At 60.6% G+C, this 24,382-nt stretch carries 21 protein-coding genes; 15 read left to right on the forward strand and 6 right to left on the reverse strand.

The genetic code is table 11. The features are described from left to right. Positions 1 to 143 precede the first annotated feature (143 nt). Genes LOY68_RS27185 through LOY68_RS27200 form a run of 4 tightly spaced genes read right to left on the reverse strand, consistent with a single transcriptional unit; the run spans position 144 to position 3,690 of the window. Positions 144 to 995, reverse strand: coding sequence for a ChaN family lipoprotein (locus tag LOY68_RS27185; RefSeq protein WP_265040930.1), 852 nt, complete (start codon positions 993 to 995; stop codon positions 144 to 146). A 21-nt stretch (positions 996 to 1,016) separates the two neighbouring features. Further along, on the reverse strand, positions 1,017 to 1,784 hold the full coding sequence (locus LOY68_RS27190; RefSeq protein WP_265040931.1) for a heme ABC transporter ATP-binding protein: 768 nt from the start codon (positions 1,782 to 1,784) through the stop codon (positions 1,017 to 1,019). Beyond that, entirely contained in the window at positions 1,784 to 2,767 is a 984-nt protein-coding gene (locus LOY68_RS27195) for a FecCD family ABC transporter permease (protein WP_265045837.1), read from the reverse strand. The genes LOY68_RS27190 and LOY68_RS27195 overlap by 1 nt, the downstream gene beginning before the upstream one ends. A gap of 50 nt (positions 2,768 to 2,817) precedes the next feature. Next, positions 2,818 to 3,690, reverse strand: a complete 873-nt coding sequence (locus tag LOY68_RS27200; protein WP_265040932.1) for a heme/hemin ABC transporter substrate-binding protein — start codon at positions 3,688 to 3,690, stop codon at positions 2,818 to 2,820. Positions 3,691 to 3,852: 162 nt separating this feature from the next. Here LOY68_RS27200 and LOY68_RS27205 point away from each other — a divergent pair, with 162 nt between their 5' ends. Next, entirely contained in the window at positions 3,853 to 4,170 is a 318-nt protein-coding gene (locus LOY68_RS27205; protein ID WP_265040933.1) for a Rieske (2Fe-2S) protein, read from the forward strand. Here LOY68_RS27205 and sfsA read toward each other — a convergent pair. Further along, complete coding sequence (gene sfsA / locus LOY68_RS27210; protein ID WP_265040934.1) at positions 4,167 to 4,880, reverse strand: DNA/RNA nuclease SfsA; 714 nt, start codon at positions 4,878 to 4,880, stop codon at positions 4,167 to 4,169. The two genes, LOY68_RS27205 and sfsA, sit on opposite strands and share 4 nt — an antisense overlap. Continuing rightward, the gene (locus tag LOY68_RS27215) at positions 4,880 to 6,052 is read right to left on the reverse strand and encodes a pyridoxal phosphate-dependent aminotransferase (protein WP_163911810.1); all 1,173 of its coding nucleotides are present in this window, start codon (positions 6,050 to 6,052) and stop codon (positions 4,880 to 4,882) included. Before LOY68_RS27215 ends, sfsA begins: the two co-directional genes overlap by 1 nt. 332 nt (positions 6,053 to 6,384) lie before the next feature. Between LOY68_RS27215 and dksA the strand changes: the two genes are divergently transcribed. The 14 genes from dksA to LOY68_RS27285 all read left to right on the forward strand — a co-directional run bounded on the left by dksA (position 6,385) and on the right by LOY68_RS27285 (position 24,290). Beyond that, positions 6,385 to 6,825 carry an RNA polymerase-binding protein DksA gene (gene dksA / locus LOY68_RS27220; RefSeq protein ID WP_007902025.1) on the forward strand — a complete coding sequence of 147 codons (441 nt, stop codon included), beginning with the start codon at positions 6,385 to 6,387 and terminating at the stop codon, positions 6,823 to 6,825. A gap of 201 nt (positions 6,826 to 7,026) precedes the next feature. After that, positions 7,027 to 7,914 carry a tRNA glutamyl-Q(34) synthetase GluQRS gene (gene gluQRS / locus LOY68_RS27225; protein ID WP_265040935.1) on the forward strand — a complete coding sequence of 296 codons (888 nt, stop codon included), beginning with the start codon at positions 7,027 to 7,029 and terminating at the stop codon, positions 7,912 to 7,914. Between the two features lie 75 nt (positions 7,915 to 7,989). Then, positions 7,990 to 8,166, forward strand: a complete 177-nt coding sequence (locus LOY68_RS27230) for a hypothetical protein (protein ID WP_003176118.1) — start codon at positions 7,990 to 7,992, stop codon at positions 8,164 to 8,166. Further along, the gene (locus LOY68_RS27235) at positions 8,150 to 11,104 is read left to right on the forward strand and encodes a sensor histidine kinase (protein ID WP_265040936.1); all 2,955 of its coding nucleotides are present in this window, start codon (positions 8,150 to 8,152) and stop codon (positions 11,102 to 11,104) included. Before LOY68_RS27230 ends, LOY68_RS27235 begins: the two co-directional genes overlap by 17 nt. Before the next feature lie 22 nt (positions 11,105 to 11,126). Then, positions 11,127 to 12,563: a sigma-54-dependent transcriptional regulator gene (locus tag LOY68_RS27240; protein WP_054051281.1), complete on the forward strand. Its 1,437-nt coding sequence runs from the start codon at positions 11,127 to 11,129 to the stop codon at positions 12,561 to 12,563. 897 nt (positions 12,564 to 13,460) lie between these two features. Next, on the forward strand, positions 13,461 to 14,861 hold the full coding sequence (locus tag LOY68_RS27245; protein ID WP_163911805.1) for a polynucleotide adenylyltransferase PcnB: 1,401 nt from the start codon (positions 13,461 to 13,463) through the stop codon (positions 14,859 to 14,861). A 3-nt stretch (positions 14,862 to 14,864) separates the two neighbouring features. After that, entirely contained in the window at positions 14,865 to 15,350 is a 486-nt protein-coding gene (gene folK / locus LOY68_RS27250; protein ID WP_265040937.1) for a 2-amino-4-hydroxy-6-hydroxymethyldihydropteridine diphosphokinase, read from the forward strand. Between the two features lie 362 nt (positions 15,351 to 15,712). Beyond that, positions 15,713 to 16,513: a 3-methyl-2-oxobutanoate hydroxymethyltransferase gene (gene panB / locus LOY68_RS27255; RefSeq protein ID WP_054051288.1), complete on the forward strand. Its 801-nt coding sequence runs from the start codon at positions 15,713 to 15,715 to the stop codon at positions 16,511 to 16,513. Beyond that, positions 16,510 to 17,370 (forward strand): pantoate--beta-alanine ligase, encoded by an 861-nt coding sequence (panC, locus tag LOY68_RS27260; protein WP_265040938.1) that lies wholly within the window; start codon positions 16,510 to 16,512, stop codon positions 17,368 to 17,370. The genes panB and panC overlap by 4 nt, the downstream gene beginning before the upstream one ends. A 187-nt stretch (positions 17,371 to 17,557) precedes the next feature. Then, positions 17,558 to 17,938, forward strand: a complete 381-nt coding sequence (gene panD, locus LOY68_RS27265) for an aspartate 1-decarboxylase (protein WP_007963888.1) — start codon at positions 17,558 to 17,560, stop codon at positions 17,936 to 17,938. 239 nt (positions 17,939 to 18,177) lie between these two features. Then, positions 18,178 to 19,842 (forward strand): glucose-6-phosphate isomerase, encoded by a 1,665-nt coding sequence (pgi, locus tag LOY68_RS27270; RefSeq protein WP_054051291.1) that lies wholly within the window; start codon positions 18,178 to 18,180, stop codon positions 19,840 to 19,842. Between the two features lie 320 nt (positions 19,843 to 20,162). Beyond that, on the forward strand, positions 20,163 to 22,100 hold the full coding sequence (acs, locus tag LOY68_RS27275; protein ID WP_265040939.1) for an acetate--CoA ligase: 1,938 nt from the start codon (positions 20,163 to 20,165) through the stop codon (positions 22,098 to 22,100). A gap of 150 nt (positions 22,101 to 22,250) precedes the next feature. Continuing rightward, positions 22,251 to 23,123: an oxygenase MpaB family protein gene (locus LOY68_RS27280; protein WP_265040947.1), complete on the forward strand. Its 873-nt coding sequence runs from the start codon at positions 22,251 to 22,253 to the stop codon at positions 23,121 to 23,123. Positions 23,124 to 23,273: 150 nt separating this feature from the next. Next, complete coding sequence (locus LOY68_RS27285) at positions 23,274 to 24,290, forward strand: class I SAM-dependent rRNA methyltransferase (RefSeq protein WP_265040948.1); 1,017 nt, start codon at positions 23,274 to 23,276, stop codon at positions 24,288 to 24,290. Positions 24,291 to 24,382: the final 92 nt, after the last annotated feature.

A 24,382-nucleotide genomic window follows, 5' to 3' on the forward strand; every position in this document is an offset into this window, starting at 1 on the left:
TATCACAACTGGTCGCGAGACTGGTCGATATTCTGAAAAGCCCTTGGTTCGGACTCTCAGATTATCTCCTCATCAGGCTAATCACGGTTATTTGACCCGACTCTTGTCGGGTCTTTTTTTGCCTGTGAAAAAGTCGCCTGAGCCTACTTGCCCATCTGCTTACGCATCTCTGCACAGTAATCCTGCGCTGGCGTGGCAGGCGTGTACCAGACGTAATCGGCCATGGCCGGCGTGACCTCACTGCCCTGCTCCGCCAGCATCAACACGATGGGGGCTTCGGGCTCGCCCAGATCCAGCACATGCAGCGGCACACCGACATCCTTGCGCGCATGGTAGGCACCGGACAACAGCATTGACGGCGTCGGCGCCGCAATCAGGCGCTGTGCCATGCGCCGATCACGTTGCTGTTGCACCGCCAGCATGGCCGGCATTTGCGATGTGGGCAGCAGGCCGCAATGGGAACCGCTGATTTGTTCCAGCAACTCTTTTTTGACCGACGGGGCATTGGAGCGCAAACCGCTCACTGTCGGTGACTGGGCATAGAAAGCACGAACTTCGGCGTTATCCAGATTGGCCGACAGCAGCGAATAAGGCTGACCCAAGGCAAAACGCACAATCGGCCCGTACAAATCCCAGTCCCAACCAGATTGCCAGGCCAATGCACCGGGCAGATCAGTTGGCAGCGAGGCGGCGCGGCGCACGTCATCGACGCGCGGTTGTTGATCCGGCGTGAGCATTTCCAGCAACAAACTGCCTTGCGCTCGCCGCTGCCCCAGCTCCTGGAGCAACCACAATTGCAGTTGATGGTGATCGCGGTTGTCGTGCTGCTCGCCGACGATGATCCGCTCAGGCGTGGCCAATCGCGCCACCAGTTCGGGTGCCGTCAGTGACTGACCGCTGCGCAAATCGCGAATCTGGCCGGTGAGCGGTGGCGGCGTTGAAACATGCTGACAAGCACTCAGTAGCAACGCAGCCAGCAGCAAAATCCCTCGCATGTTCTCACCTCGTTGAATGACTCAGCGGGCGATGATCAGCGGATGCCCACGCTCCGGGTGCGGTTGCACCAATACTTCCAGACCGAATACCGCTTTGAGCGGTTCCGGGCGCAATACCTGCTGCGGCGTATCCAGCGCCACCGGACGCCCGCCTTCGAGCAGCAACAGGCGATCACAATAACGCGCCGCCAGATTCAGATCATGCAGGATCACCAACACCGCCGCACCGCGATCAGCGAATTCGCGCACCGCTTGCAAAGTAGTGTGTTGATGCAGCGGATCGAGCATCGAGGTCGGTTCATCCAGCAATAAGGTCTGCCCCGCCTCGCCCGGCCAGAGTTGCGCCAACACCCGCGCCAGATGCACCCGCTGACGTTCACCACCGGACAGCGCCAGATAACTGCGACCGCTCAGATGCCCGGCATCCGCGGCGCCCAATGCGGCGGCGACGACTTCATCATCGCGCACCCGGCCCGTCTGATAAGGCAAGCGGCCCATGCCGACCACTTCCTCGACACGAAAGCCGAAGTCCAGGGTCGAGACCTGCGGTAACACGGCCAGCCGTTGCGCGCGTTGGGCGCCGGTGCAATGTCGCAACTCTTGCTGATCGAGCCAGACACGTCCTTCATCGGGATGCAGTTCACCGCACAACGCGCCGAGCAACGTGCTTTTGCCGGCGCCATTCGGTCCCAGCACGCCGAGGACTTCGCCCGGTTTGAGTTCGAGGGTGATATCCGTCAGCACGGTTTTGCTGCCACGGCGGATCACCAGGTTTTCCGTGCGCAGCATCAGGCAGGCCTCCTGAGCAGCAAAAACAGGAAGAACGGCGCACCAATGAACGCCGTGACGATGCCGATCGGCAACTCGGCCGGCGCCAAGGCCAGGCGCGCCACCAGATCGGCGAACAACAACAGACTCGCCCCCGCCAGCACTGAGGCCGGCAACAATACCTTGTGATCCGGCCCGGCCAGCAGTCGCACCAGATGCGGTACCACCAACCCGACAAAACCAATCATGCCAGCCGCCGCCACCGCCGCGCCGACACCCAGCGCAGTGCAGAACACCAGCTCACGCTTGAGCCCTTCGACATCAATGCCCAAGTGACCGGCCTCGGACTCGCCCAGCAATAACGCATTCAGCGCCTTGGCCCGACGCGGCAACCACAGCGCCACGCCGGCCGTCACCAGCAACAACGGCCAAAGCCGCGAATAGCTGGCGCCATTGAGGCTGCCCAGGTTCCAGAAGGTCAGCGTGCGCAAAGTCGCATCGTCCGCCAGATAGGTGAACAAACCCACGGCCGAACCGGCCAGCGCCGTTAACGCGATCCCCGCCAGCAACATGGTTGCGACGCTGGTCTGGCCGTTACGTCGGCCCAGTCGATACACCAGCGCCGTCACCCCGAGCCCGCCCAGAAAGGCGCACAAGGATAAAAGATAAGGCCCGAAGGCTTCAGGCAAACCGCCGAACGCCGAACCGCCGACAATCGCAATCGCCGCGCCCAATGCCGCGCCGCTGGAAACCCCCACCAGTCCCGGATCAGCCAATGGATTGCGAAACAAACCCTGCATCGCCACGCCAGACAACGCCAGCACACCGCCGACCGCCAGGCCCAACAAGGTACGCGGCAGGCGAATCTGCCCGAGGATCAGTTCAGCCTGCTCCAATCCATCGGGGGCAATCGGCACACCGATCAGCCGCAGCGCCGCACGCAAGGTGTCGAGCAGCGGCAAGCTCACCGGGCCTAGAGCCAACGACAACCAGATCGCCAGCAAACACAGCACACTCAAGCCAATAAACAGTGCGCGAGGTTTAACCAACGTGGTCATTGGCCAGTCGCGCCAGGATAGAAACCGTCAGACAGCTTTTTCAATGCCTCGGGCAGTCGTGGTCCCAATCCTCCCACCAACAAGGTCGGGTCGAGTTCCATCACTCGCCCATTCTTGGCCGCACGGGTCGAGGACAGGATTGGATTCTCTTTGAACAGCGCCGCACGCGCCGCGTCGCCGGTCAGGGCGCGATCGGCAAATACCAGCACTTCAGGGTTCAGGCTGGCCAGGGATTCGTTGGAAAACGGTTTGTAACCGGTGTGCGTCGCCAGATTGTGGCCGCCGGCCTGTTGCAGCAGCCAATCGGCGGCAGTGTCCTTGCCGGCGATCATCGGCTTACCGCCCATATGACCGAGCAACAACAGCACGCCCGGCGCTTTCTGCTTGAGCTGGGCTTGGGTGACTCGGGCCTTTTGCTGATCCAGTTGCTGTTGATACGCCTGCAAGGCCTGGGATGCCTGCGCTTCCGCGCCGAGCAACTTGCCCAGATGCTCCAGATTACGTTGCAGCGCCGGCAAATCCGGCTGGGCCGAGAACAGCTCAACTTGAACGCCTGCGGTGCGAATCTGCGACAGCACTGGTGGCGGACCCATTTCTTCGGTGCCGACCAGAATCTGCGGGCGCAGGCTCAAGATGCCTTCCGCCGACAACTGCCGCTGATAACCGATACTCGGCAGCGCCTTGAGGGATTCCGGGTGCTGGCTGGTGGTATCGACGCCCACCAGTTTCGATTCGCCACCCAGCGCACTCACCCACTCAGACAGCGCACCACCGGCGCTGACCCAACGTTGCGGCAGTTCGGCCGCTGCGGCCTGATGGCTGACGAGCAGTCCGACACACAACGCAACAACGCGGGGACTCAGGCGCATAAACAGCTTCCTTAAACGGTTTCCCGGGCATCCGGCGGACAGGCCAAGTATCCTCGGCAGACCGCACGCGCCCCATGGGCGGGCGGCCATTTGATAATTGTTTGCATTTGCACGTCAAGCCCGGACATATCTCGTCACGCGCCGCGCCACTTGAGGATAGACATGAAGTTTCTTTGCCCAGGCCCAGAGCTGACCGATGCCAGCAGCCGCGGTTTCGACATCGACGGCCAGAAGCTCTTCGCCGTGCGCCGGGGCGGTCAGGTTTATGTCTATATCAACCGCTGCCCGCACCGTGGCGTAAGCCTTGAATGGAAGCCCGACCAGTTTCTCGATCCCAGCAACAGCCTGATCCAGTGCGCCACCCACGGCGCACTGTTTCTGATCGAAGACGGCGAATGTGTGGCCGGGCCGTGCGCCGGGCAATCCCTGACCGCCATCCCCTGCCGCGAAGATGCGCAGGGAATCTGGGTCAGCCTTTAACCGTTGAGCAACACGTCCAGACGCCGATCCACCACCATCTCTTCGTGACTCAGGCGCACGCCATAGGCCAACACCTCGACGCCACACGCCACCGCCTCGCGCAACGCAGCCGCGTAGGCCGAATCGATTTCTTCTGCAGGACGCACGGCCTCGATGCCAGTCAGGTTGACGCAATACAACTGCACCGCACGAATTCCGTCCCGGGCCAGATGCGCCAGTTCACGCAAATGCTTGGCCCCGCGCTGGGTCACCGCATCGGGAAACGCTGCCACAGCCGTGCCGTCATAACCCAAGGTGACGCTTTTAACTTCCACGTACGCCGGCCCGCTCGGGTAATCGAGGCGGAAATCGATGCGGCTGCTTTCCTGACCGTAAGCGACTTCGCGCTTCAGCTCGGTAAAGCCGTTTAGCTCGGTGATCACACCGGCGCGCAGTGCTTCTTCAATCAAGCCGTTGGCCTTTCCGGTGTTCACGCAGAACAAGCGCCCTTGCGGGGTTTCGCCGATTTCCCAGGTGCCGGACAACTTGCGCTTGGGGTCATTGGAGCGACTGAACCAGACTTGCCCGCCCTCGACCTGGCAATTCAGCATCGAGCCGGTGTTCGGGCAGTGAATGGTCAACAACTCGCCGCTAACGGTTTCGATATCCGCGAGAAAACGCTTGTAGCGACGAATCAAACGACCTTCTTCGAGGGGAGGATGAAAGCGCATCAGCCTTGCCAGCTCTTCAAGCCGCGCGCGATCCGTTCAACAGCTTCCTGCAAGCGCGGCAGGCTTTGGGTGTAGGCAAATCGCACATGATGTCCGGCCTGATAACGCCCGAAGTCCAGACCCGGAGTGATCGCCACGTGTTCGGTTTCGAGGAAGTGTCGGCAGAACGCGAAGGCATCGCCGCCGAACTGGCTGATATCAGCGTACAAATAGAACGCGCCTTCCGGCTCGACGGCGATGCCGAAACCGAGCTCACGCAAGGCCGGCAACAGGAAGTCGCGACGACGCCCGAATTCGGCGCGGCGCTCCTCCAGAATGCTGATGGTTGCCGGTTCGAAACAGGCCAGCGCGGCGTGCTGAGCCATGCTCGGGGCGCTGATGTAGAGGTTCTGCGCGAGTTTTTCCAGCTCGCCGACCGCCGCTTCCGGTGCTACCAGCCACCCGAGGCGCCAACCGGTCATGCCGAAATACTTTGAAAAACTATTCAGGACGAAGGCGCTGTCATCGACTTCCAGCACACTGGCCGCGTCGGTGCCGTAAGTCAGGCCGTGGTAGATCTCGTCCACAACCAAATGGCCGTGGCGCTGCTTGATCGCCGCCGACAATCCGGCCAGCTCATCGCGGGTAAGGATCGTGCCGGTCGGGTTGGCCGGCGAAGCCACCAGAGCGCCGACGCTGTCGTGATCCCAATGCCGCGCCACCAAATCAGGCGTCAGTTGATAACGTACGTCCGGACCGACCGGCACCAGTTGCGCCGCGCCTTCGACCAAACGCAGGAAATGCCGGTTACACGGGTAGCCGGGGTCTGCCAACAGCCAGTGTTTGCCTGGATCGACCAGCAAGGCGCTGGCCAGCAGCAACGCACCGGAACCGCCCGGTGTCACCAGAATCCGCTGCGGGTCGATGTTCAGCCCGTAGCGCTGTTCGTAGAAACCCGAAATTGCCTCACGCAGTTCGGGAATGCCGCGAGCCGCGGTGTAACGGGTCTTGCCCGCAGTCAGCGCGGCCTGGCCGGCCTGGATGATCGGTTCGGCAGTGGTGAAGTCCGGCTCGCCGATTTCCAGATGGATCACGTCGTGGCCGGCAGCTTGCAGTTCATTGGCCCGCGCCAGCAGCGCCATGACATGGAATGGTTCGATCGCACGACTGCGCGCACTGTAGGGCTGAGCCATTAGCCTTCCTTCAACGGGGAAAAGAATCGATTCTACCTATCCGCTGGAACGAGGGAGAACCTAAAGCGGTCAGAGCCGTATAACCGGGGCTGCAAACGACTCGAGCGAGTGTCTCAGGTTTGACTAAAATCAATATTTGATCAGGTCTCCAGCACCACCAGACAAGGCTTTGCAATCATTTGCAAGCACCGTGAGCCACTACCGCGACATCCGGGAGTAGCGCGGTCCGTTTTGATCTGGTAAGTTCGCCCGCTTGCAGCCGCAGGGCCGGCAGGTGTCGGTGATGGAGCAATCCTGCGCAATGGATTACAAGAGTAGAGGCGGTCCATTTCATGCCCACCCAAGCAAAGCAGCAAAACCAGTCGATCAGCGGCTTCGAACCCTACAAAGAAGTTAAGGGCGAGGAGTACATGGGCAAGCCCATGCGCGCTCACTTCACCAAGATCCTGAATAAGTGGAAACAGGACTTGATGCAGGAGGTCGACCGCACGGTTGATCACATGAAAGACGAAGCGGCCAACTTCCCTGACCCGGCAGATCGTGCCAGCCAGGAAGAAGAATTCAGCCTTGAATTGCGCGCCCGCGATCGTGAGCGCAAGTTGATCAAGAAGATCGATAAAACGCTGCAATTGATCGAAGACGAAGAATATGGCTGGTGCGAGTCCTGCGGCGTCGAGATCGGCGTCAAGCGACTGGAAGCCCGCCCTACCGCCGACATGTGCGTTGACTGCAAGACCCTGGCGGAAATCAAGGAAAAGCAAGTCGGCAAGTAATCTCGACTTGAACGAAAAACGGAGCGTGCGAACGCTCCGTTTTTGTTTCCGCAATTCGCCCCGGCATAAATCCTGTGGGAGCGAGCCTGCTCGCGAAGAGGCCTTCAGCTTCAATATCAATGTTGACTGATACACCGCTTTCGCGAGCAGGCTCGCTCCCACAGGGGTCTGGCGCAAGACTGGAAAAGTAACATCGCCCTTATGACTGCCTCCCCCTACATCGGCCGCTTCGCCCCTACGCCCAGCGGTCACTTGCACTTCGGTTCGCTGGTCGCCGCCCTGGCCTCGTACCTCGACGCGCGCTCGGTGGGCGGTCGTTGGCTGATGCGTATGGAAGACCTCGACCCGCCACGGGAAGAACCCGGCGCCCAGGCCGCGATTCTCAAGGCGCTGGAAAGCTACGGGTTCGAGTGGGATGGCGAACTGGTCCGCCAGAGCGACCGGCACGACGCCTACGCCGAAGTGCTCAATCGCCTGTTCAATCATGGCCTGGCCTACGCTTGCACCTGTTCGCGCAAGCAACTGGAGCCGTATCACGGCATTTATCCCGGCCTGTGCCGCAATGCCGGGCATGGCACTGATGACGCGGCGATCCGCCTGCGTGTGCCGGAACTGGAATATCACTTCATCGACCGGGTGCAAGGCGAGTTCCGTCAGCATCTGGGCCGGGAAGTCGGGGATTTCGTGATTCGCCGCCGCGACGGGCTATACGCTTATCAACTGGCCGTGGTGCTGGATGACGCCTGGCAAGGCATCACCGATATCGTGCGCGGCGCTGATCTGCTCGACTCCACGCCGCGACAGCTCTATCTGCAAGAACTGCTCGGCCTGCCGCAACCGCGATACCTGCACGTGCCGCTGATCACCCAGCCGGACGGTAACAAGCTCGGCAAATCCTACCGTTCGCCACCGCTGGCCGACGATCAGGCCACGCCACTGTTACTGCGCGCACTGCGGGCGCTGGGGCAAAATCCCGGCAGCGAACTGGCTTACGCCACGCCACGGGAAGTGCTGAATTGGGGCATCTCCCACTGGGATGCCGCACAGATCCCGCGCACACTGGCGCTGCCCGAGGCGCAACTGCAGTGATGGCACTTGCAGTCGCGCCGCCATCCGTTACCATCGCCGCACGTTTTCGGGCACGCGCATAAAAGAGAGGCCGGGATGTACATCTATCGCTTGGTCCTGCTTTTGGTAGTGGGGATTTATCTATTCTCCCCGGCCATCATGGATTGGTGGATCGACGCTACTGGCGCCTGGTATCGCCCTTATCTGCTCTGGCTGATTCTGATCGTCGTGACCTTCATCCTGCAGAGCCAAAAAGATGCCGATGAGCTTTAGCCTGACCCAGATGATCCTGATCAGCGCCGCGTACCTGGCGGTGCTGTTCGGCGTCGCCTGGATCAGCGAACGGGGCATGATCCCCCGGGCGATCATTCGCCACCCGCTGACTTACACCTTGTCGCTGGGGGTCTACGCCAGTGCGTGGGCGTTTTATGGCACGGTCGGCCTGGCCTATCAGTACGGCTACGGGTTTCTGTCCAGCTATCTGGGCGTGTCCGGCGCATTCCTGCTGGCGCCGGTGTTGCTGTACCCGATTCTGAAAATCACCCGCACCTACCAACTGTCGTCGCTGGCGGATTTGTTCGCCTTCCGCTTCCGCAGCACCTGGGCCGGCGCGCTGACCACGATCTTCATGTTGATCGGCGTCCTGCCATTGCTGGCGTTGCAGATCCAGGCCGTGGCCGATTCCATCGGCATCCTGACCCGCGAACCGGTGCAGCATCGCGTAGCCCTGAGCTTCTGCGCACTGATTACCCTGTTCACAATCTTCTTCGGCTCGCGCCACATTGCCACGCGGGAGAAACACGAAGGCCTGGTGTTCGCGATTGCCTTTGAATCGGTGATCAAGCTGATCGCCATCGGCGGCGTTGGCCTGTACGCGTTGTACGGCGTGTTCGACGGCCCGCAACAGCTGGAACTGTGGCTGCTGCAAAACCAGACCGCCCTCGCCGCTTTGCACACCCCGCTGCAGGAAGGCCCGTGGCGTACGCTGCTGCTGGTGTTCTTCGCCTCGGCGATTGTGATGCCGCACATGTATCACATGACCTTTACCGAAAACCTCAATCCGCGCTCGCTGGTCAGTGCCAGTTGGGGCTTGCCACTGTTCCTGCTGCTGATGAGCCTGGCGGTGCCGCTGATTCTGTGGGCCGGGCTGAAACTCGGCGCGACCACCAATCCGGAATACTTCACCCTCGGCATCGGCATCGCCGCCAACAGCAGGGCTTTGGCGCTATTGGCTTACGTCGGTGGTTTGTCGGCGGCCAGCGGTTTGATCATCGTCACCACCCTGGCGCTGTCCGGGATGGCGCTTAACCATTTGGTGCTGCCGCTGTATCAGCCGCCCGCCGAAGGCAACATCTATCGCTGGTTGAAGTGGACCCGCCGGGCGCTGATCGTCGCGATCATCATGGCCGGTTACGGTTTCTACCTGCTGTTGGGCGCGGAGCAAGACCTGGCCAACCTCGGCATCGTCGCGTTCGTCGCCACGTTGCAATTCCTGCCGGGGGTTCTGTCGGTCCTGTATTGGCCGACCGCCAACCGCCGCGGCTTTATTGCCGGTCTGCTCGCGGGGATTCTGGTGTGGATGGTGACCATGCTGATGCCACTGGTGGGCAATCTGCAGGGTTTCTACATTCCGCTGCTGAACATGATCTACGTGCTCGACGACACCAGTTGGCACATGGCGGCGATTGCCTCGCTGGCCGCCAACGTGCTGATGTTCACGCTGATTTCGCTGTTCACCAACGCCAGCCCGGAAGAGGCCAGCGCCGCCGAAGCCTGTGCCGTGGACAACGTGCGTCGCCCGCAACGCCGGGAATTGCACGCCGCCTCGCCCCAGGAGTTCGCTACGCAACTGGCCAAACCGCTGGGCGCCAAGGCTGCACAGAAAGAAGTCGAACAGGCCCTGCGCGATCTTTATCTGCCGTTCGACGAGCGCCGGCCTTACGCGTTGCGTCGTTTGCGCGACCGCATCGAAGCCAACCTCTCCGGCCTGATGGGGCCGAGCGTCGCCCAGGACATGGTCGAAACCTTCCTGCCTTATAAGGCCGGCGGCGAAAACTATGTGACCGAGGACATTCACTTCATCGAAAGCCGTCTCGAGGACTACCATTCGCGTCTCACCGGCCTCGCCGCCGAGCTCGATGCCTTGCGCCGCTACCACCGCCAGACCTTGCAGGAACTGCCGATGGGCGTCTGCTCCCTGGCCAAGGATCAAGAGATCCTGATGTGGAACAAAGCCATGGAAGAACTGACCGGGATCGCCGCGCAACGCGTGGTCGGCTCGCGCCTGAGCACCATTGGCGACCCGTGGAAAGAATTGCTCCAGGGCTTTATTAATCTGCCGGACGAACACTTGCACAAACAGCACTTGGCTCTCGACGGCCAGACCCGCTGGTTGAACCTGCACAAAGCCGCCATCGACGAACCGCTGGCGCCGGGCAACAGTGGCCTGGTGCTGCTGGTGGAAGACCTGACCGAAACCCAGATGCTCGAAGACAAACTGGTGCACTCCGAACGCCTGGCGAGCATTGGCCGACTGGCGGCGGGTGTGGCCCATGAAATCGGCAACCCGATCACCGGCATCGCCTGTCTGGCGCAGAACCTGCGCGAAGAACGCGAGGAAGACGCCGAGCTGACGGAAATCAGCGGGCAGATTCTCGAGCAGACCAAACGCGTGTCGCGCATCGTGCAGTCATTGATGAGCTTCGCCCACGCCGGCAGTCATCAGCACAGCGACGAGCCCGTCTGTCTGGCCGAAGTGGCCCAGGATGCCATCGGCCTGCTGGCCCTGAACCGGCGCAATTTCGAAGTACAGTTCTACAACCTGTGCGACCCCGATCACTGGGTCGAAGGCGATCCCCAGCGGCTCGCCCAGGTCTTGATCAATCTGCTTTCAAACGCCCGCGACGCCTCGCCGCCACACAGTGCGGTGCGGGTCAAAAGCGAAGCCGGCGAACACACGGTCGATCTGATCGTGGAAGACGAAGGCAGCGGTATTCCGAAGAACATCATGGATAGATTGTTCGAACCTTTCTTCACCACCAAGGATCCTGGCGAAGGCACCGGTCTGGGCCTTGCACTGGTCTATTCCATCGTTGAAGAGCATTATGGACAAATCACCATCGACAGCCCGGCTGATGTTCAAAGCCAACGCGGTACCCGTATCCGGGTGACATTACCGCGTCATGTCGAAGCGACGTCCGCTGTGAACTGAGACCGTCGAGAGTATCGAATCAATGCCGCACATTTTGATCGTCGAAGACGAAACAATTATCCGCTCCGCCTTGCGCCGCCTGCTGGAACGTAATCAGTACCAGGTCAGCGAAGCCGGATCCGTGCAGGAAGCACAAGAGCGTTTCAGCATTCCCACGTTTGACCTGATCGTCAGTGACCTGCGCCTGCCTGGCGCACCGGGCACTGAACTGATCAAGCTTGGCCAAGGCACTCCGGTGCTGATCATGACCAGCTACGCCAGCCTGCGTTCGGCCGTCGATTCCATGAAGATGGGCGCGGTGGATTACATCGCCAAGCCTTTCGATCACGACGAAATGCTCCAGGCCGTTGCGCGAATCCTGCGCGATCGCCAGTCGGCACCCGCCGCCGGTGAGCCAGTGGTCGGCAAAGCCGCCAATGGCGCCGCGAAGCCGGGCGTCGATAACAGCAATGGCGAGATCGGCATCATCGGCTCCTGTCCGCCGATGCAGGACCTGTACAGCAAGATCCGCAAAGTCGCGCCCACCGACTCCAACGTCCTGATCCAGGGCGAGTCCGGCACCGGTAAAGAACTGGTGGCCCGCGCCCTGCACAACCTCTCCAAACGGGCCAAGGCACCGATGATTTCGGTGAACTGCGCGGCCATTCCGGAAAGCCTGATCGAGTCCGAACTGTTCGGCCACGAGAAAGGCGCGTTCACTGGCGCCAGCGCCGGGCGTGCGGGGCTGGTGGAAGCGGCGGACGGCGGCACCTTGTTCCTCGATGAGATCGGCGAACTGCCACTCGAAGCCCAGGCTCGCTTGCTGCGCGTGTTGCAGGAAGGCGAAATTCGCCGGGTCGGCTCGGTGCAATCGCAGAAAGTCGATGTACGCCTGATCGCCGCGACTCACCGGGACCTCAAGAGCCTGGCGAAGATCGGCCAGTTCCGTGAAGACCTTTATTACCGCCTGCACGTAATCGCCTTGAAACTGCCGGCCCTGCGCGAGCGCGGTGCGGACGTTAACGAAATCGCCAATGCGTTCCTGGTGCGCCAGAGCGCGCGGGTCAACCGCACCGACCTGAAGTTTGCCCCGGATGCCGAGCAAGCGATTCGTCACTACACCTGGCCGGGCAACGTTCGTGAACTGGAAAATGCGGTCGAACGCGCGGTGATCCTGTGCGAGAGCCCGGAAATTTCCGCCGAGCTGCTGGGCATCGACATCGAACTGAGCGATCTGGACGATGACGACTTCATCGGCCTGCCCCCGCAACAGGGCAACGCCGCCGGTAACAATAGCCATGAGCCGACCGAAGACCTGTCGCTGGAAGACTACTTCCAGCACTTCGTCCTCGAGCATCAGGACCACATGACCGAAACCGAACTGGCCCGCAAACTCGGGGTCAGCCGCAAGTGCCTGTGGGAACGTCGCCAACGCCTGGGCATTCCACGGCGCAAGACCGGGGTGGCCAGCGAAAGCTGAACGTCACCTGTAGGGTGTGCGGGTAACACGTGACGATGTGAAAAAACTGTTACCCCAGTCTTTTCACGTAACAGAAGCCGGGGCTTACGGTAACGAAGCCCCGGTTTTTTTGGGCCTCGAAAAACCTCGCCAGACCGCCTAACCCCTTGTTTTGCTGGGCCTCGCAAAAGTTGGCACGCACCCTGCTATATGTTCAGTACAAGAACAATAACAAGCAATGCACAAGACAATAAAAATAAGACGAATCGACTCACGCACAATAAAAACAAGACGGCGAGAGGCGCAGCTAACTGATTCTTTTGGAGAGGCGTTGTATTTGGGGCTTGCCCCACGACCAGGCCGAGAACAACAAAAACTGTCCTAAGACAGAGCCTGAACTGGTTGGATCGTAAGATCACTGCAACACAGCGACCAAAGCAATCCGTTTGCTCTTGGCTCCCGATTGGGAGGGTCATGAAGGAAAAACTTCATGACGAGGGCACTTAACAAAAACAAAAAGCCCGAAACCAATAATAAAAATAGAGCATGCAACTACTTCTTGGGGAGCTTCGGCTCCCCTTGTAGTTTCTGGCGTTTGAGCCCGCGTATAACCTGCATATCGTCCGCATATCGTCCGCACGTAGCAGCTGTCGAGCACCGCGAGGCTGCGTCCGGCGGCGAAGCCGTCGCAAGATAAGCAACCGCATTCCCCCTGACCCACCGCAATCTCTGGTTTACGACGGCTTCGCCGCCGGACGCTGCCTCGCGCTGCTCGTCAGCTGCTACAGGGCTTTCCAGATATGCCCTTCACGCGGTTTCGCAGCTTCCTACACCATCCCCCGACTAAATGCTAGAATCCCGGCCCATCATGCGGTCATTCTTCGTTATGGCCGAACATTCCTTCAAACAGTGCATCCCATGCTGAAGAAGTTGTTCCAGTCATTCCGTTCTCCCAAGCGTCATACGCAACACATCCGCAGCACGCCTGAAGTGCTCAACAGCGGCCAACATTCGCTGCAAAAGGGGCAATTCAGCCGCTACGCGGTGAATATCGTCGAACGCCTGCAGAACGCCGGTTACCAGGCTTACCTGGTCGGCGGTTGTGTGCGCGACATGATGCTCGGCATCACGCCGAAAGATTTCGACGTCGCCACCAGCGCCACCCCTGAACAAGTACGGGCAGAGTTTCGCAATGCGCGGATCATCGGCCGTCGTTTCAAACTGGTGCACATCCACTTTGGTCGCGAAATCATTGAAGTCGCGACCTTCCGTGCCAACCACCCGCAAAACGATGAAGAGGAAGACAGCAACCAGTCTTCCCGCAACGAGAGCGGGCGCATCCTGCGCGACAACGTCTATGGCACCCTGGAAGAAGACGCGCAACGCCGCGACTTCACCATCAACGCCTTGTATTACGATCCGGTCAGTGAGCGCATCCTCGATTACGCCAATGGCGTACACGACATCCGCAATCACCTGATCCGCCTGATCGGCGACCCGAAGCAACGCTACCAGGAAGACCCGGTACGGATGCTGCGGGCCGTGCGTTTCGCCGCCAAGCTGAATTTCGGTATCGAAAAACACAGCGCCGCGCCGATCCGCGACCTGGCACCGATGCTGCGCGAGATTCCGTCGGCACGTCTGTTCGAAGAAGTACTCAAGTTGTTCCTCTCCGGCCACGCCGCGGACACCTTCGAGATGCTGGTCGACCTGCAGTTGTTCGATCCACTGTTCCCGGCCAGTGCCGAAGCATTGGAATACAACCCGACGTACACCCACACGCTAATCAGTGAAGCGCTGATCAACACTGACCTGCGGATCAAGCAGAACAAACCGGTGACCCCGGCGTTCCTGTTTGCCGCACTGTTGTGGCCGGCCCTCCCGGCCCGCGTGTTGCGCCTGCAAGAACGCGGCATGCCACCGATTCCGGCGATGCAGGAAGCGGCGCACGAACTGATTGCCGAACAGTGCCAGCGCATTGCGATTCCGAAACGCTTCACCATGCCGATCCGCGAGATCTGGGACATGCAGGAACGCCTGCCGCGCCGTAGCGGCAAGCGCGCCGACCTGTTGCTGGACAACCCGCGGTTCCGTGCCGGTTACGACTTCCTGCTGTTGCGCGAAAGCGCCGGCGAGCAGACCGATGGCCTGGGCGAATGGTGGACGGATTATCAGGACGCGAACGACAGCGAACGTCGCGACATGATCCGCGACCTCAGCGGCAAGGATGACGGCGCCGGCGCTCCACGCAAACGTCGTCGCAGCGGCGGCGCCAAGCGCAAACGCGCCGCTGGCGCACCGAGCACCACGGGCGAGTAAGTCATGGAACGCGTCTACATCGGCATGGGCAGCAATCTGGCTGACCCCGCCGAACAGTTGCGCAGCGCCGTCGAGGCGCTGGCGCGGTTGCCGCAAACCGAACTGGTCGGGGTGTCCGGGTTTTATCAAAGCGACTCGCTGCTGCCCGGCCAACCGCGCTACACCAACGCAGTTGCCGCCCTCGACAGCCGCCTCGCGCCGCTGGACCTGCTCGATGCGCTGCAAGCCATCGAAAACGGCCAGGGTCGCGAGCGCCTTGAACGTTGGGGGCCGCGCACGCTGGATCTCGACATTGTACTTTTCGGCGATCGCCTGATCGACGAGCCCCGCCTCAAAGTCCCGCACTACCATATGCAGGAACGCGCCTTCGTCCTGTATCCACTGGCCGAACTGGCGCCGGCGGATTTGCGCTTGGCGGATGGCCGGACCCTCAGCGAATTGCTTGCGGCATGTCTGTTCGTCGGCCTCGAACGCATTCCCCAGAGCTAATGTGATCCCCCCTGTGGGAGCGAGCCTGCTCGCGAAAGCGGCCTGTCTGGCACATCGATGTTGAATAGACCGACGCTTTCGCGAGCAGGCTCGCTCCCACAATGATTTGTATTGGCTGCGCAGAATCTGCTGAATCGCATCAGTTACCCCGGTAACACCCCACACGTAACAATGCGGTAACACACACAATTGACTTCCCGAGTCCTCCTCACGACTATAGGCGTCCCGCTGCCGCCAACGCGGCGCTAAAGGGCGCAATCCAGGCCTTATAAGCACGACAAAAGACCGTGCGCCTGAGTAAATGAAGAATCACGCGCGTTACTCGCAGTAGTTTCCATAGCGCCTGAACGAGGATTTTTTACATGCCAGCCATCACCCTGACCACGCTCCAGAGCCTCAAGCAGAAAGGTGAAAAAATCACCATGCTGACCTGCTATGACGCGACCTTCGCCCACGCCTGCAATGAGGCCGGTGTCGAAGTGCTGCTGGTGGGCGACTCCCTCGGCATGGTTTTGCAAGGTCACGACAGCACCCTGCCCGTTACCACCGCTGAGATGGCCTACCACGTGGCCGCCGTCAAACGCGGCAATGCCGACGCCCTGATCCTCGCCGACCTGCCGTTCATGGCCTACGCCACCACTGAACAAGCCATGACCAACAGTGCCCTGCTGATGCAGGCCGGTGCGCACATGGTCAAGGTCGAAGGCGCTTTGTGGCTGGCGGACTCGATCCGCCTGCTGGCCGAACGCGGTGTGCCGGTGTGCGCGCACATGGGCCTGACCCCGCAATCGGTGAACATTCTGGGCGGCTACAAAGTCCAGGGCCGCAGCGAGAACCAGGCGCGGCAGATGCGTGCCGACGCCATCGCCCTGGAACAGGCCGGTGCGTCGATGTTGCTGCTCGAATGCGTACCGAGCGAATTGGCTGAAGAAATCACCCAAGCCGTGGGTATTCCGGTGATCGGCATCGGCGCCGGCAGCGGCACCGACGGCCAGGTATTGGTGCTGCACGACATGCTCGGCCTGTCGATCACGGGTCGCGTGCCGAAGTTCGTGAAGAACTTCATGGCCGGACAAGTCAGCATCCAGGCTGCACTCGGCGCTTACGTCTCTGAAGTCAAAGCGGCGACTTTCCCAGGTATCGAACACGGATTCTCTGCATGAACACCGTCAAAACCGTCCGCGAACTGCGGGCTGCTATCGCCCGTGCCCGCGGTGAAGGCAAGCGCATTGCTTTCGTCCCGACCATGGGCAACCTGCACAGCGGTCATATCGCGTTGATTGCCAAAGCCTCCCAACGGGCGGATTTCGTGGTCGCGAGTATTTTCGTCAACCCACTGCAATTCGGCGCTGGCGAAGACCTCGACAAGTACCCGCGCACGTTGGCGGCGGATCAGGAAAAACTGCTCCAGGGCGGCTGCCATCTGCTGTTCGCCCCGACCGTCGAAGAAATGTACCCCGACGGCATGGCCGGCCAGACCCGTGTCAGCGTTCCGCAATTGTCCGAAGGCTTGTGCGGTGCCAGCCGTCCGGGGCATTTCGAAGGTGTGGCAACGGTAGTCAGCAAGCTGTTCAACATGGTCCAGCCGGACCTGGCGATCTTCGGCCAGAAAGACTTCCAGCAACTGGCGGTGATTCGCGCCCTGGTGCATGACCTGAACATGCCGATCCAGATCATCGGCGAACCGACCGTCCGCGCCGCCGATGGCCTGGCACTGTCGTCGCGCAATGGTTTCCTCAGCGAAGAACAACGAGCGACTGCGCCCGTGGTGTATCGCACGCTGTCGTCGATTGCCGACGCGATTAAACAGGGTGATCGCGACTATCCGGCGCTGATCGAGGCACAGATCAAACAACTCGAAGCGGCTGGATTGCGCACCGATTACCTGGAAATCCGCCATGCCGTGACCTTGCGTCCGGCCACTGCGCAAGATCGGGATCTGGTGATTCTGGTGGCGGCGTTCCTCGGGACGACGCGATTGATCGACAACCTGCACCTGAACCTCGACGCTTCCGCCTAAACACCGCAACTCCCCTGTGGGAGCGAGCCTGCTCGCGAATGGGACATTCAGCATTGATGTTGAATGTCCCATTCGCGAGCAGGCTCGCTCCCACATTGGTTTCTGTGGTGGCTTGCGCGGCGTATTGCCGCCCTTAAAGCCTTCGTGCAATATGCCCGCCGTTCGATTCCGACCTGGGGAAACACTCATGCACGCCATCATGCTCAAGGCCAAGCTGCACCGCGCCGAAGTCACCCACGCAGTACTCGATTACGAAGGTTCTTGCGCCATCGACGGCGAGTGGCTGGACTTGTCCGGCATCCGTGAATACGAACAGATCCAGATCTACAACGTCGACAATGGCGAGCGCTTCACCACCTACGCGATTCGTGGCGAAGAAGGGTCGCGCATGATTTCCGTCAACGGTGCTGCGGCGCACAAGGCCAAGGTCGGTGATCGGGTGATCATCTGCGCTTACGCTCATTACAGCGAAGCCGAGTTGGTGAACTTCAAGCCGCGCATGCTCTACATGGCGCCGGGCAATGAGCTGAGCCACACCAGCAATGCCATTCCAGTCCAGGTGGCCTGATTGCACCCTGCCCCGGCAAACACCCGTTTGTCGGGGCATTTCTGGTTTTAATGTTAAAAAAGTACAGAAAACGAGTCATACAAAGCGAAGACAGATCCGCACGCGAGGTTTACTGTTACCGCCCTGCGCTATTTAATCGTCTCCAAGCAGATTGCCCGCAATGACCCACCCAGCGGTCGGGACGTTCCGGGATCTTCAGTGTCTTAAAGGCAGTTCAAGTAAAAAGGAAAATCGCAGCGATGGCGTACTACCGCACTCCTCATGACGTTACCGCTCTGCCCGCCTGGCAAGCGTTGAAAGACCACCGCCAAGCCATGCAGGATTTCAGCATGCGCGAAGCGTTCAATGCCGACCCGCAGCGCTTTACTCAATTCACCCTCAGCAGCTGCGGTCTGTTTCTCGATTACTCGAAAAACCTGATCAACGCCGAGACCCGCAATCTGCTGGTGGGCCTGGCCAACGAAGTCGACCTCAAGGGCGCGATCAAGTCGTTGTTCGAAGGCGAAATCGTCAACTCTTCCGAAGGCCGTCCTGCGCTGCACACCGCACTGCGCCGCCCGGTGGGCGACAAGTTGTCGGTCAATGGCGTCAACGTGATGCCAGAAGTGCACAAAGTGCTGAACCAGATCACCGACCTCGTGGGCCGTATCCACGATGGTCTGTGGCGCGGTTACACCGAGAAGCCGATCACCGACGTGGTGAACATCGGCATCGGTGGCTCGTTCCTCGGTCCCGAGCTGGTGTCCGAAGCGCTGTTGTCCTACGCCCATAAAGGCGTGCGCTGCCATTACCTGGCGAACATCGATGGCAGTGAGTTCCACGAACTGACCATGAAGCTGCGCGCCGAGACCACGCTGTTCATCGTCTCGTCGAAATCCTTCAACACCCTCGAAACCCTGAAGAACGCTCAGGCCGCACGCGCCTGGTACCTGGCTCAGGGCGGTTCGGAAGCCGAGCTGTATCGTCACTTCATCGCGGTCTCGAGCAACAACGCCGCCGCCGTGGCCTTCGGTATCCGCGAAGAAAACATCTTCCCGATGTGGGACTGGGTTGGCGGGCGTTACTCGCTGTGGTCGGCCATCGGTCTGCCGATTGCCCTGGCCATCGGCATGTCGAACTTCAAGGAACTGCTGTCCGGTGCCTACACCATGGACCAGCATTTCCAGAGCGCACCGTTCGAACAGAACATGCCGGTGCTGCTGGCACTGCTTGGCGTCTGGTACGGCAACTTCTGGGGCGCGCAAAGCCACGCGATCCTGCCGTACGACCACTACCTGCGTAACATCACCAAGCACTTGCAACAGCTGGACATGGAATCCAACGGCAAGAGCGTGCGTCAGGATGGCACGCCTGTGTCCACCGATACCGGCCCGGTTATCTGGGGTGGCGTTGGCTGCAACGGTCAGCACGCTTACCACCAGTTGCTGCACCAGGGCACCCAACTGATCCCGGCCGACTTCATCGTGCCGATCGTCAGCTTCAACCCGGTGTCCGACCACCACCAGTGGCTGTACGCCAACTGCTTGTCGCAAAGCCAGGCATTGATGCTCGGCAAGACCCTTCCTGAAGCTGAGACTGAGCTGCGCGACAAAGGCCTGAGCGAAGAAGAAGTGCACAAACTCGCGCCGCACAAGGTGATCCCGGGCAACCGTCCGAGCAACACCATCGTGGTCGAGCGCATCAGCCCGCGTCGCCTCGGCGCACTCGTGGCGTTGTACGAACACAAAGTCTTCGTGCAAAGCGTGGTCTGGGGCATCAACGCCTTCGACCAGTGGGGCGTGGAGTTGGGTAAAGAACTGGGCAAAGGCGTCTACAACCGCCTGGTCGGCAGCGAAGAAACCCCGGCTGACGATGCTTCGACCCAAGGCCTGATCAACTACTTCCGCGGCCGTCACCGCGGCTAACGCCCCAAATCCTGTAGGAGCAAGGCTTGCCCGCGAAGAACGATGACTCGATGTACTTGATACACCGAGTCGCCTACTTCGCGAGCAAGCTTTGCTCCTACAGAGACCGTCACCGCGGTTGATCTGACGCCACACTGCAACACCCCTGTGGGAGCGAGCCTGCTCGCGAAGACGGAGTGTCATTCAACAGATAAGTTGACTGGCTTACCGCATTCGCGAGCAGGCTCGCTCCCACAGTTGTTTTAGGGCATGACTTGAACCCGCTGGGCACTCGGCGCATCTTTATGACTTGTTTACCAAAACAAGAATAAGGAACCGTCATGTTCGATATCAGCACGTTCCCCAAAGCCGATGCCGTACGCCGGGCAGCCAACCTGAGTCAGGACGACTACCAGCGTCTCTACCGACAATCCATCGAACACCCCAGCACCTTCTGGGCCGAACAGGCCACGCGCTTCCTCGACTGGAGCACTCCGTGGCAAACCGTCCAGCGCTATAACCTGAAAACCGGCGAAGCCGCTTGGTTTGCCGGGGGCAAGCTGAACGTCAGTTACAACTGCATCGACCGTCACCTGGAAAAACGTGGCGATCAGATCGCAATCATCTGGGAAGGCGACGACCCCGCCGAATCCGCCCAGATCACCTACAAAAAACTCCATCACAACGTCTGTCGCCTGGCCAACGTGCTGAAAAGTCGTGGCGTGAAAAAAGGTGATCGCGTGTGCATCTACATGCCGATGATCCCCGAAGCCGCCTACGCGATGCTCGCCTGCACGCGGATTGGCGCGGTGCATTCGGTGGTGTTCGGCGGTTTTTCCCCGGACTCGGTGCGCGACCGGATTCTCGACGCCGACTGCCATACCGTGATCACCGCCGATGAAGGCGTGCGCGGCGGTAAATTCGTGCCGCTCAAGGAGAAGGTCGACAAGGCACTCGAGAGTTGTCCGAACGTCAGCACGGTGATCGTGGTCGAGCGCACCCAGGGCGAAGTGAACTGGGTCGAAGGCCGGGACATCTGGTATCACCAGGCCCTGCGCGATGTCAGCGACGATTGCCCGCCCGAGCCGATGGACGCCGAAGACCCGCTGTTCATCCTCTACACCTCCGGCAGCACCGGCAAACCCAAAGGCGTGCTGCACACCACCGGCGGCTATCTGCTACAAGCCGCAATGACCTTCAAGTACGTGCTCGACTACCGCGACGAAGAAGTATTCTGGTGCACCGCTGACGTCGGCTGGGTCACCGGCCACAGCTACATCGTCTACGGACCGCTGGCCAATGGTGCGACCACGCTGATCTTCGAAGGCGTGCCGAGCTACCCCACCAGCTCACGCTTCTGGCAAGTCATCGACAAACACCACGTCAACATCTTCTATACCGCACCGACCGCCCTGCGCTCGCTGATGCGTGAAGGCCCCGAGCCGTTGAAGGAAACCTCCCGGGCGAGCCTGAGATTACTCGGCAGTGTCGGTGAGCCGATCAACCCCGAAGCGTGGGATTGGTACTTCAACGTCGTAGGCGAACAGCGTTGCCCAATCGTCGACACCTGGTGGCAGACCGAAACCGGCGGCATCATGCTCAGCCCGCTGGTCAGCGCCAAGCGCATCAAACCGGGCTGCGCCACGCAACCGATGTTCGGCGTGCAACCGGTGTTGCTCGATGAAGTGGGCAAGGAAATCAAAGGCGCTGGCAGCGGCGTATTGGCGATCAAATCCAGTTGGCCGGCGCAGATTCGCAGCGTCTACGGCGACCCGCAACGCATGGTCGAAACCTACTTCAAGCCCTACCCCGGCTACTACTTCACCGGCGACGGCGCGCGGCGCGACGAGGACGGCGACTACTGGATCACCGGGCGTATCGACGATGTGATCAACGTCTCCGGGCACCGCATCGGCACCGCCGAAGTGGAAAGCGCCCTGGTGCTGCACGACAGCATCGCCGAGGCCGCAGTGGTCGGTTACCCCCACGACGTCAAGGGCCAGGGCATCTACGCCTTCGTCACGCCCATGAACGGCTCCGAACCCAACGATGAACTGAAGAAAGAACTGCTGGCGCACGTCAGCAAGGAAATCGGCAGCTTCGCCAAGCCAGACCTGATTCAATGGGCGCCGGCCTTGCCGAAAACCCGTTCGGGCAAGATCATGCGGCGGATTCTGCGCAAGATCGCCTGCAACGAACTGGATAGCCTGGGCGACACTTCGACCCTGGCCGATCCAAGTGTGGTGCAGGAGTTGGTCGATAAACGCCTGAATCAATAACACTCCGACCCGGCATGCCCTGTGTAGGAGCTGCCGAAGGCTGCGATCTTTTGATCTTCGTTTTCAGATCGAAAAATCAAAAGATCGCAGCCTTCGGCAGCTCCTACACAGGGGCATTCCAGTCAGTCTTTTTTCCGCCACTGAGTCGCCATGGAATTCATCCGCAGCCGCATCGAAACCCAGCTCATGAGCCTGACCGGTCTGTCCCTGGGCAACCTCGACCTGGAGAATCCCAAGGGCGATCCCGGCCTGTTCGGGCCCGAGTCGGTGAGCTGGCAAGTGCATGGTGATTTCAGCAGCATGCTCATTGGCGGCATCAGTGCATTGATGCTGCAAGCCTTGCATCCACTGGCGTTGGCTGGGGTCTGGGATCATTCGAATTTTCGCCAAGACATGCTCGGCCGTTTGCGCCGTACCAGTCAGTTCATCTCCGGGACGACGTTCGGTTCGCGCAAGGACGCCGACTGGCTGATCGAGAAAGTGCGCACCATCCACCTGCAAGTGGTCGGCACCGCGCCGGATGGCCGGCCGTATGCCGCCAGTGATCCAGACTTGCTGACCTGGGTGCATGTGGCCGAGGTCAGTAACTTCCTCGCGGCGCACCTGCGTTATCGCAATCCGCATTTGTCATTGGCTGATCAAGACCGCTACTACGCCGAAATCGCGGTGATCGCCGAGCGCCTGGGCGCCCGCGATGTGCCGCATAGCCGCAAGGAAATAGCCGAGTATCTGGAGCGAATCCGCCCGCAGCTGCTGTGCGACGAGCGCAGTCGCGAGGTGTTGCGCCTGCTGCTGAACGCACCCTCCCCCAGCCGCATGGCCAAACCGTTTGGCGGCTTGATGATGCAGGCCGGGATCGACCTGCTGCCGGATTGGGCGAGTGACATGCTCGGGGTCAATCAGAACCCGCTGCAACGCCAGTTGATCCGCGCCAGCGTCAAGCGCAGTGCGCCGATGCTGCGCTGGGCGATGAGGAATGGCTCGGTGCAGCGGGCCAAGCGACGGATGGGGTTGCTGTCGTAGGAGCGAGGCTTGCCCGCGAAGAAGGCCACACGGTCTGGCTGATATACCGCGTTATCGTTCTTCGCGGGCAAGCCTCGCTCCTACAGGTTCTTATTGCTGCGAACTGTTAAACTCCCGCGCCAAATTCCCTCCTCCTGCAAGGCGCCCAGCATGTCTTCCTTGAATCAGGCGCTGCGCGCCGCCCTCGATCATCGCCAGGACCTGCTTGCCGAACTGCATCAGCAGGGCACCGATTGCTATCGCCTGTTCCATGGCAGCCAGGAAGGCGCCGGCGGCCTGACTATCGACCGTTACGGTCCGCAACTGTTGGTGCAAAGTTTTCACCAGTCGCTGGAACGCGACGCGCTGCTGCAACTGCACGACAGCATCAATCAACACCTTGGGCTCGACACCCTGCTGGTCTACAACGACCGCTCCCGGGGCAATTCGCGTATCGACCGCGAAGACACTGTCTACCAAGCCGACGAAGCCGCGCTGCAAGACCTGATCGGCCACGAATGGGGCCTCAATTACCGGGTTCGCGGCCGTCACGCCGGGCAAGACCCGTTGCTGTTCCTCGACCTGCGCAACACCCGTGGCTGGGTCAAGGATCACAGCAAAGGCAAAAGCGTGCTGAACCTGTTCGCCTACACCTGCGGCGTCGGCCTGAGTGCGGCGGCCGGTGGCGCGCGCGAGGTCTGCAACCTCGACTTCGCCGAAGGCAACCTGGCCGTGGGCCGCGAAAACGGCCTGCTCAACCCGCAGTTGCCGGCCATGCAATTCATTCAGTCCGATTACTTCCCGGCGATCCGCCAACTCGCCGGTCTGCCGATCAGTCAGCGTCGCGGACAGAAACTGCCGAGCTACCAACGCCTGGAACAGCGTCAGTACGATCTGGTGCTGCTCGATCCGCCGGCCTGGGCCAAGAGCGCATTCGGCACCGTCGACCTGCTGCGCGACTATCAAAGCCTGCTCAAGCCCGCGTTGCTGACCACCGCCGAGAATGGCGTGCTGATCTGCTGCAACAATCTGGCGAAGGTCAGCATGGACGACTGGCGCGGGCAGGTTTTGCGCTGTGCAGAGAAGGCCGGTCGGCCGGTGCGCGAGTGGTCGGTGATGACCCCGGGCGCGGATTTCCCGTCGATGGATCAGCAGCCACCGTTGAAAACCCTGATCCTGCAGCTTTGACGCGCGAGGACGTTTCATTCACTTTTTTCTGAACAAACCTGAACAGGGCGAGTACTTCGGAACCGAAAACGCGTGCCATACTCCAAGGCACT

Origin of the sequence: Pseudomonas sp. B21-053 (genome assembly GCF_026016365.1) — a bacterium.
Classification (GTDB): Bacteria; Pseudomonadota; Gammaproteobacteria; order Pseudomonadales; family Pseudomonadaceae; genus Aquipseudomonas; species Aquipseudomonas nunensis.

What these genes read in the sequence shown, in the direction of transcription:
- LOY68_RS27185 (WP_265040930.1), bottom strand. Translation starts at nt 995, where the DNA reads ATGCGAGGGATTTTGCTGCTGGCTGCGTTGCTACTGAGTGCTTGTCAG.
- LOY68_RS27190 (WP_265040931.1), bottom strand. Translation starts at nt 1,784, where the DNA reads ATGCTGCGCACGGAAAACCTGGTGATCCGCCGTGGCAGCAAAACCGTG.
- LOY68_RS27200 (WP_265040932.1), bottom strand. Translation starts at nt 3,690, where the DNA reads ATGCGCCTGAGTCCCCGCGTTGTTGCGTTGTGTGTCGGACTGCTCGTC.
- LOY68_RS27205 (WP_265040933.1), top strand. Translation starts at nt 3,853, where the DNA reads ATGAAGTTTCTTTGCCCAGGCCCAGAGCTGACCGATGCCAGCAGCCGC.
- sfsA (WP_265040934.1), bottom strand. Translation starts at nt 4,880, where the DNA reads ATGCGCTTTCATCCTCCCCTCGAAGAAGGTCGTTTGATTCGTCGCTAC.
- LOY68_RS27215 (WP_163911810.1), bottom strand. Translation starts at nt 6,052, where the DNA reads ATGGCTCAGCCCTACAGTGCGCGCAGTCGTGCGATCGAACCATTCCAT.
- dksA (WP_007902025.1), top strand. Translation starts at nt 6,385, where the DNA reads ATGCCCACCCAAGCAAAGCAGCAAAACCAGTCGATCAGCGGCTTCGAA.
- gluQRS (WP_265040935.1), top strand. Translation starts at nt 7,027, where the DNA reads ATGACTGCCTCCCCCTACATCGGCCGCTTCGCCCCTACGCCCAGCGGT.
- LOY68_RS27230 (WP_003176118.1), top strand. Translation starts at nt 7,990, where the DNA reads ATGTACATCTATCGCTTGGTCCTGCTTTTGGTAGTGGGGATTTATCTA.
- LOY68_RS27235 (WP_265040936.1), top strand. Translation starts at nt 8,150, where the DNA reads ATGCCGATGAGCTTTAGCCTGACCCAGATGATCCTGATCAGCGCCGCG.
- LOY68_RS27240 (WP_054051281.1), top strand. Translation starts at nt 11,127, where the DNA reads ATGCCGCACATTTTGATCGTCGAAGACGAAACAATTATCCGCTCCGCC.
- LOY68_RS27245 (WP_163911805.1), top strand. Translation starts at nt 13,461, where the DNA reads ATGCTGAAGAAGTTGTTCCAGTCATTCCGTTCTCCCAAGCGTCATACG.
- folK (WP_265040937.1), top strand. Translation starts at nt 14,865, where the DNA reads ATGGAACGCGTCTACATCGGCATGGGCAGCAATCTGGCTGACCCCGCC.
- panB (WP_054051288.1), top strand. Translation starts at nt 15,713, where the DNA reads ATGCCAGCCATCACCCTGACCACGCTCCAGAGCCTCAAGCAGAAAGGT.
- panC (WP_265040938.1), top strand. Translation starts at nt 16,510, where the DNA reads ATGAACACCGTCAAAACCGTCCGCGAACTGCGGGCTGCTATCGCCCGT.
- panD (WP_007963888.1), top strand. Translation starts at nt 17,558, where the DNA reads ATGCACGCCATCATGCTCAAGGCCAAGCTGCACCGCGCCGAAGTCACC.
- pgi (WP_054051291.1), top strand. Translation starts at nt 18,178, where the DNA reads ATGGCGTACTACCGCACTCCTCATGACGTTACCGCTCTGCCCGCCTGG.
- acs (WP_265040939.1), top strand. Translation starts at nt 20,163, where the DNA reads ATGTTCGATATCAGCACGTTCCCCAAAGCCGATGCCGTACGCCGGGCA.
- LOY68_RS27280 (WP_265040947.1), top strand. Translation starts at nt 22,251, where the DNA reads ATGGAATTCATCCGCAGCCGCATCGAAACCCAGCTCATGAGCCTGACC.
- LOY68_RS27285 (WP_265040948.1), top strand. Translation starts at nt 23,274, where the DNA reads ATGTCTTCCTTGAATCAGGCGCTGCGCGCCGCCCTCGATCATCGCCAG.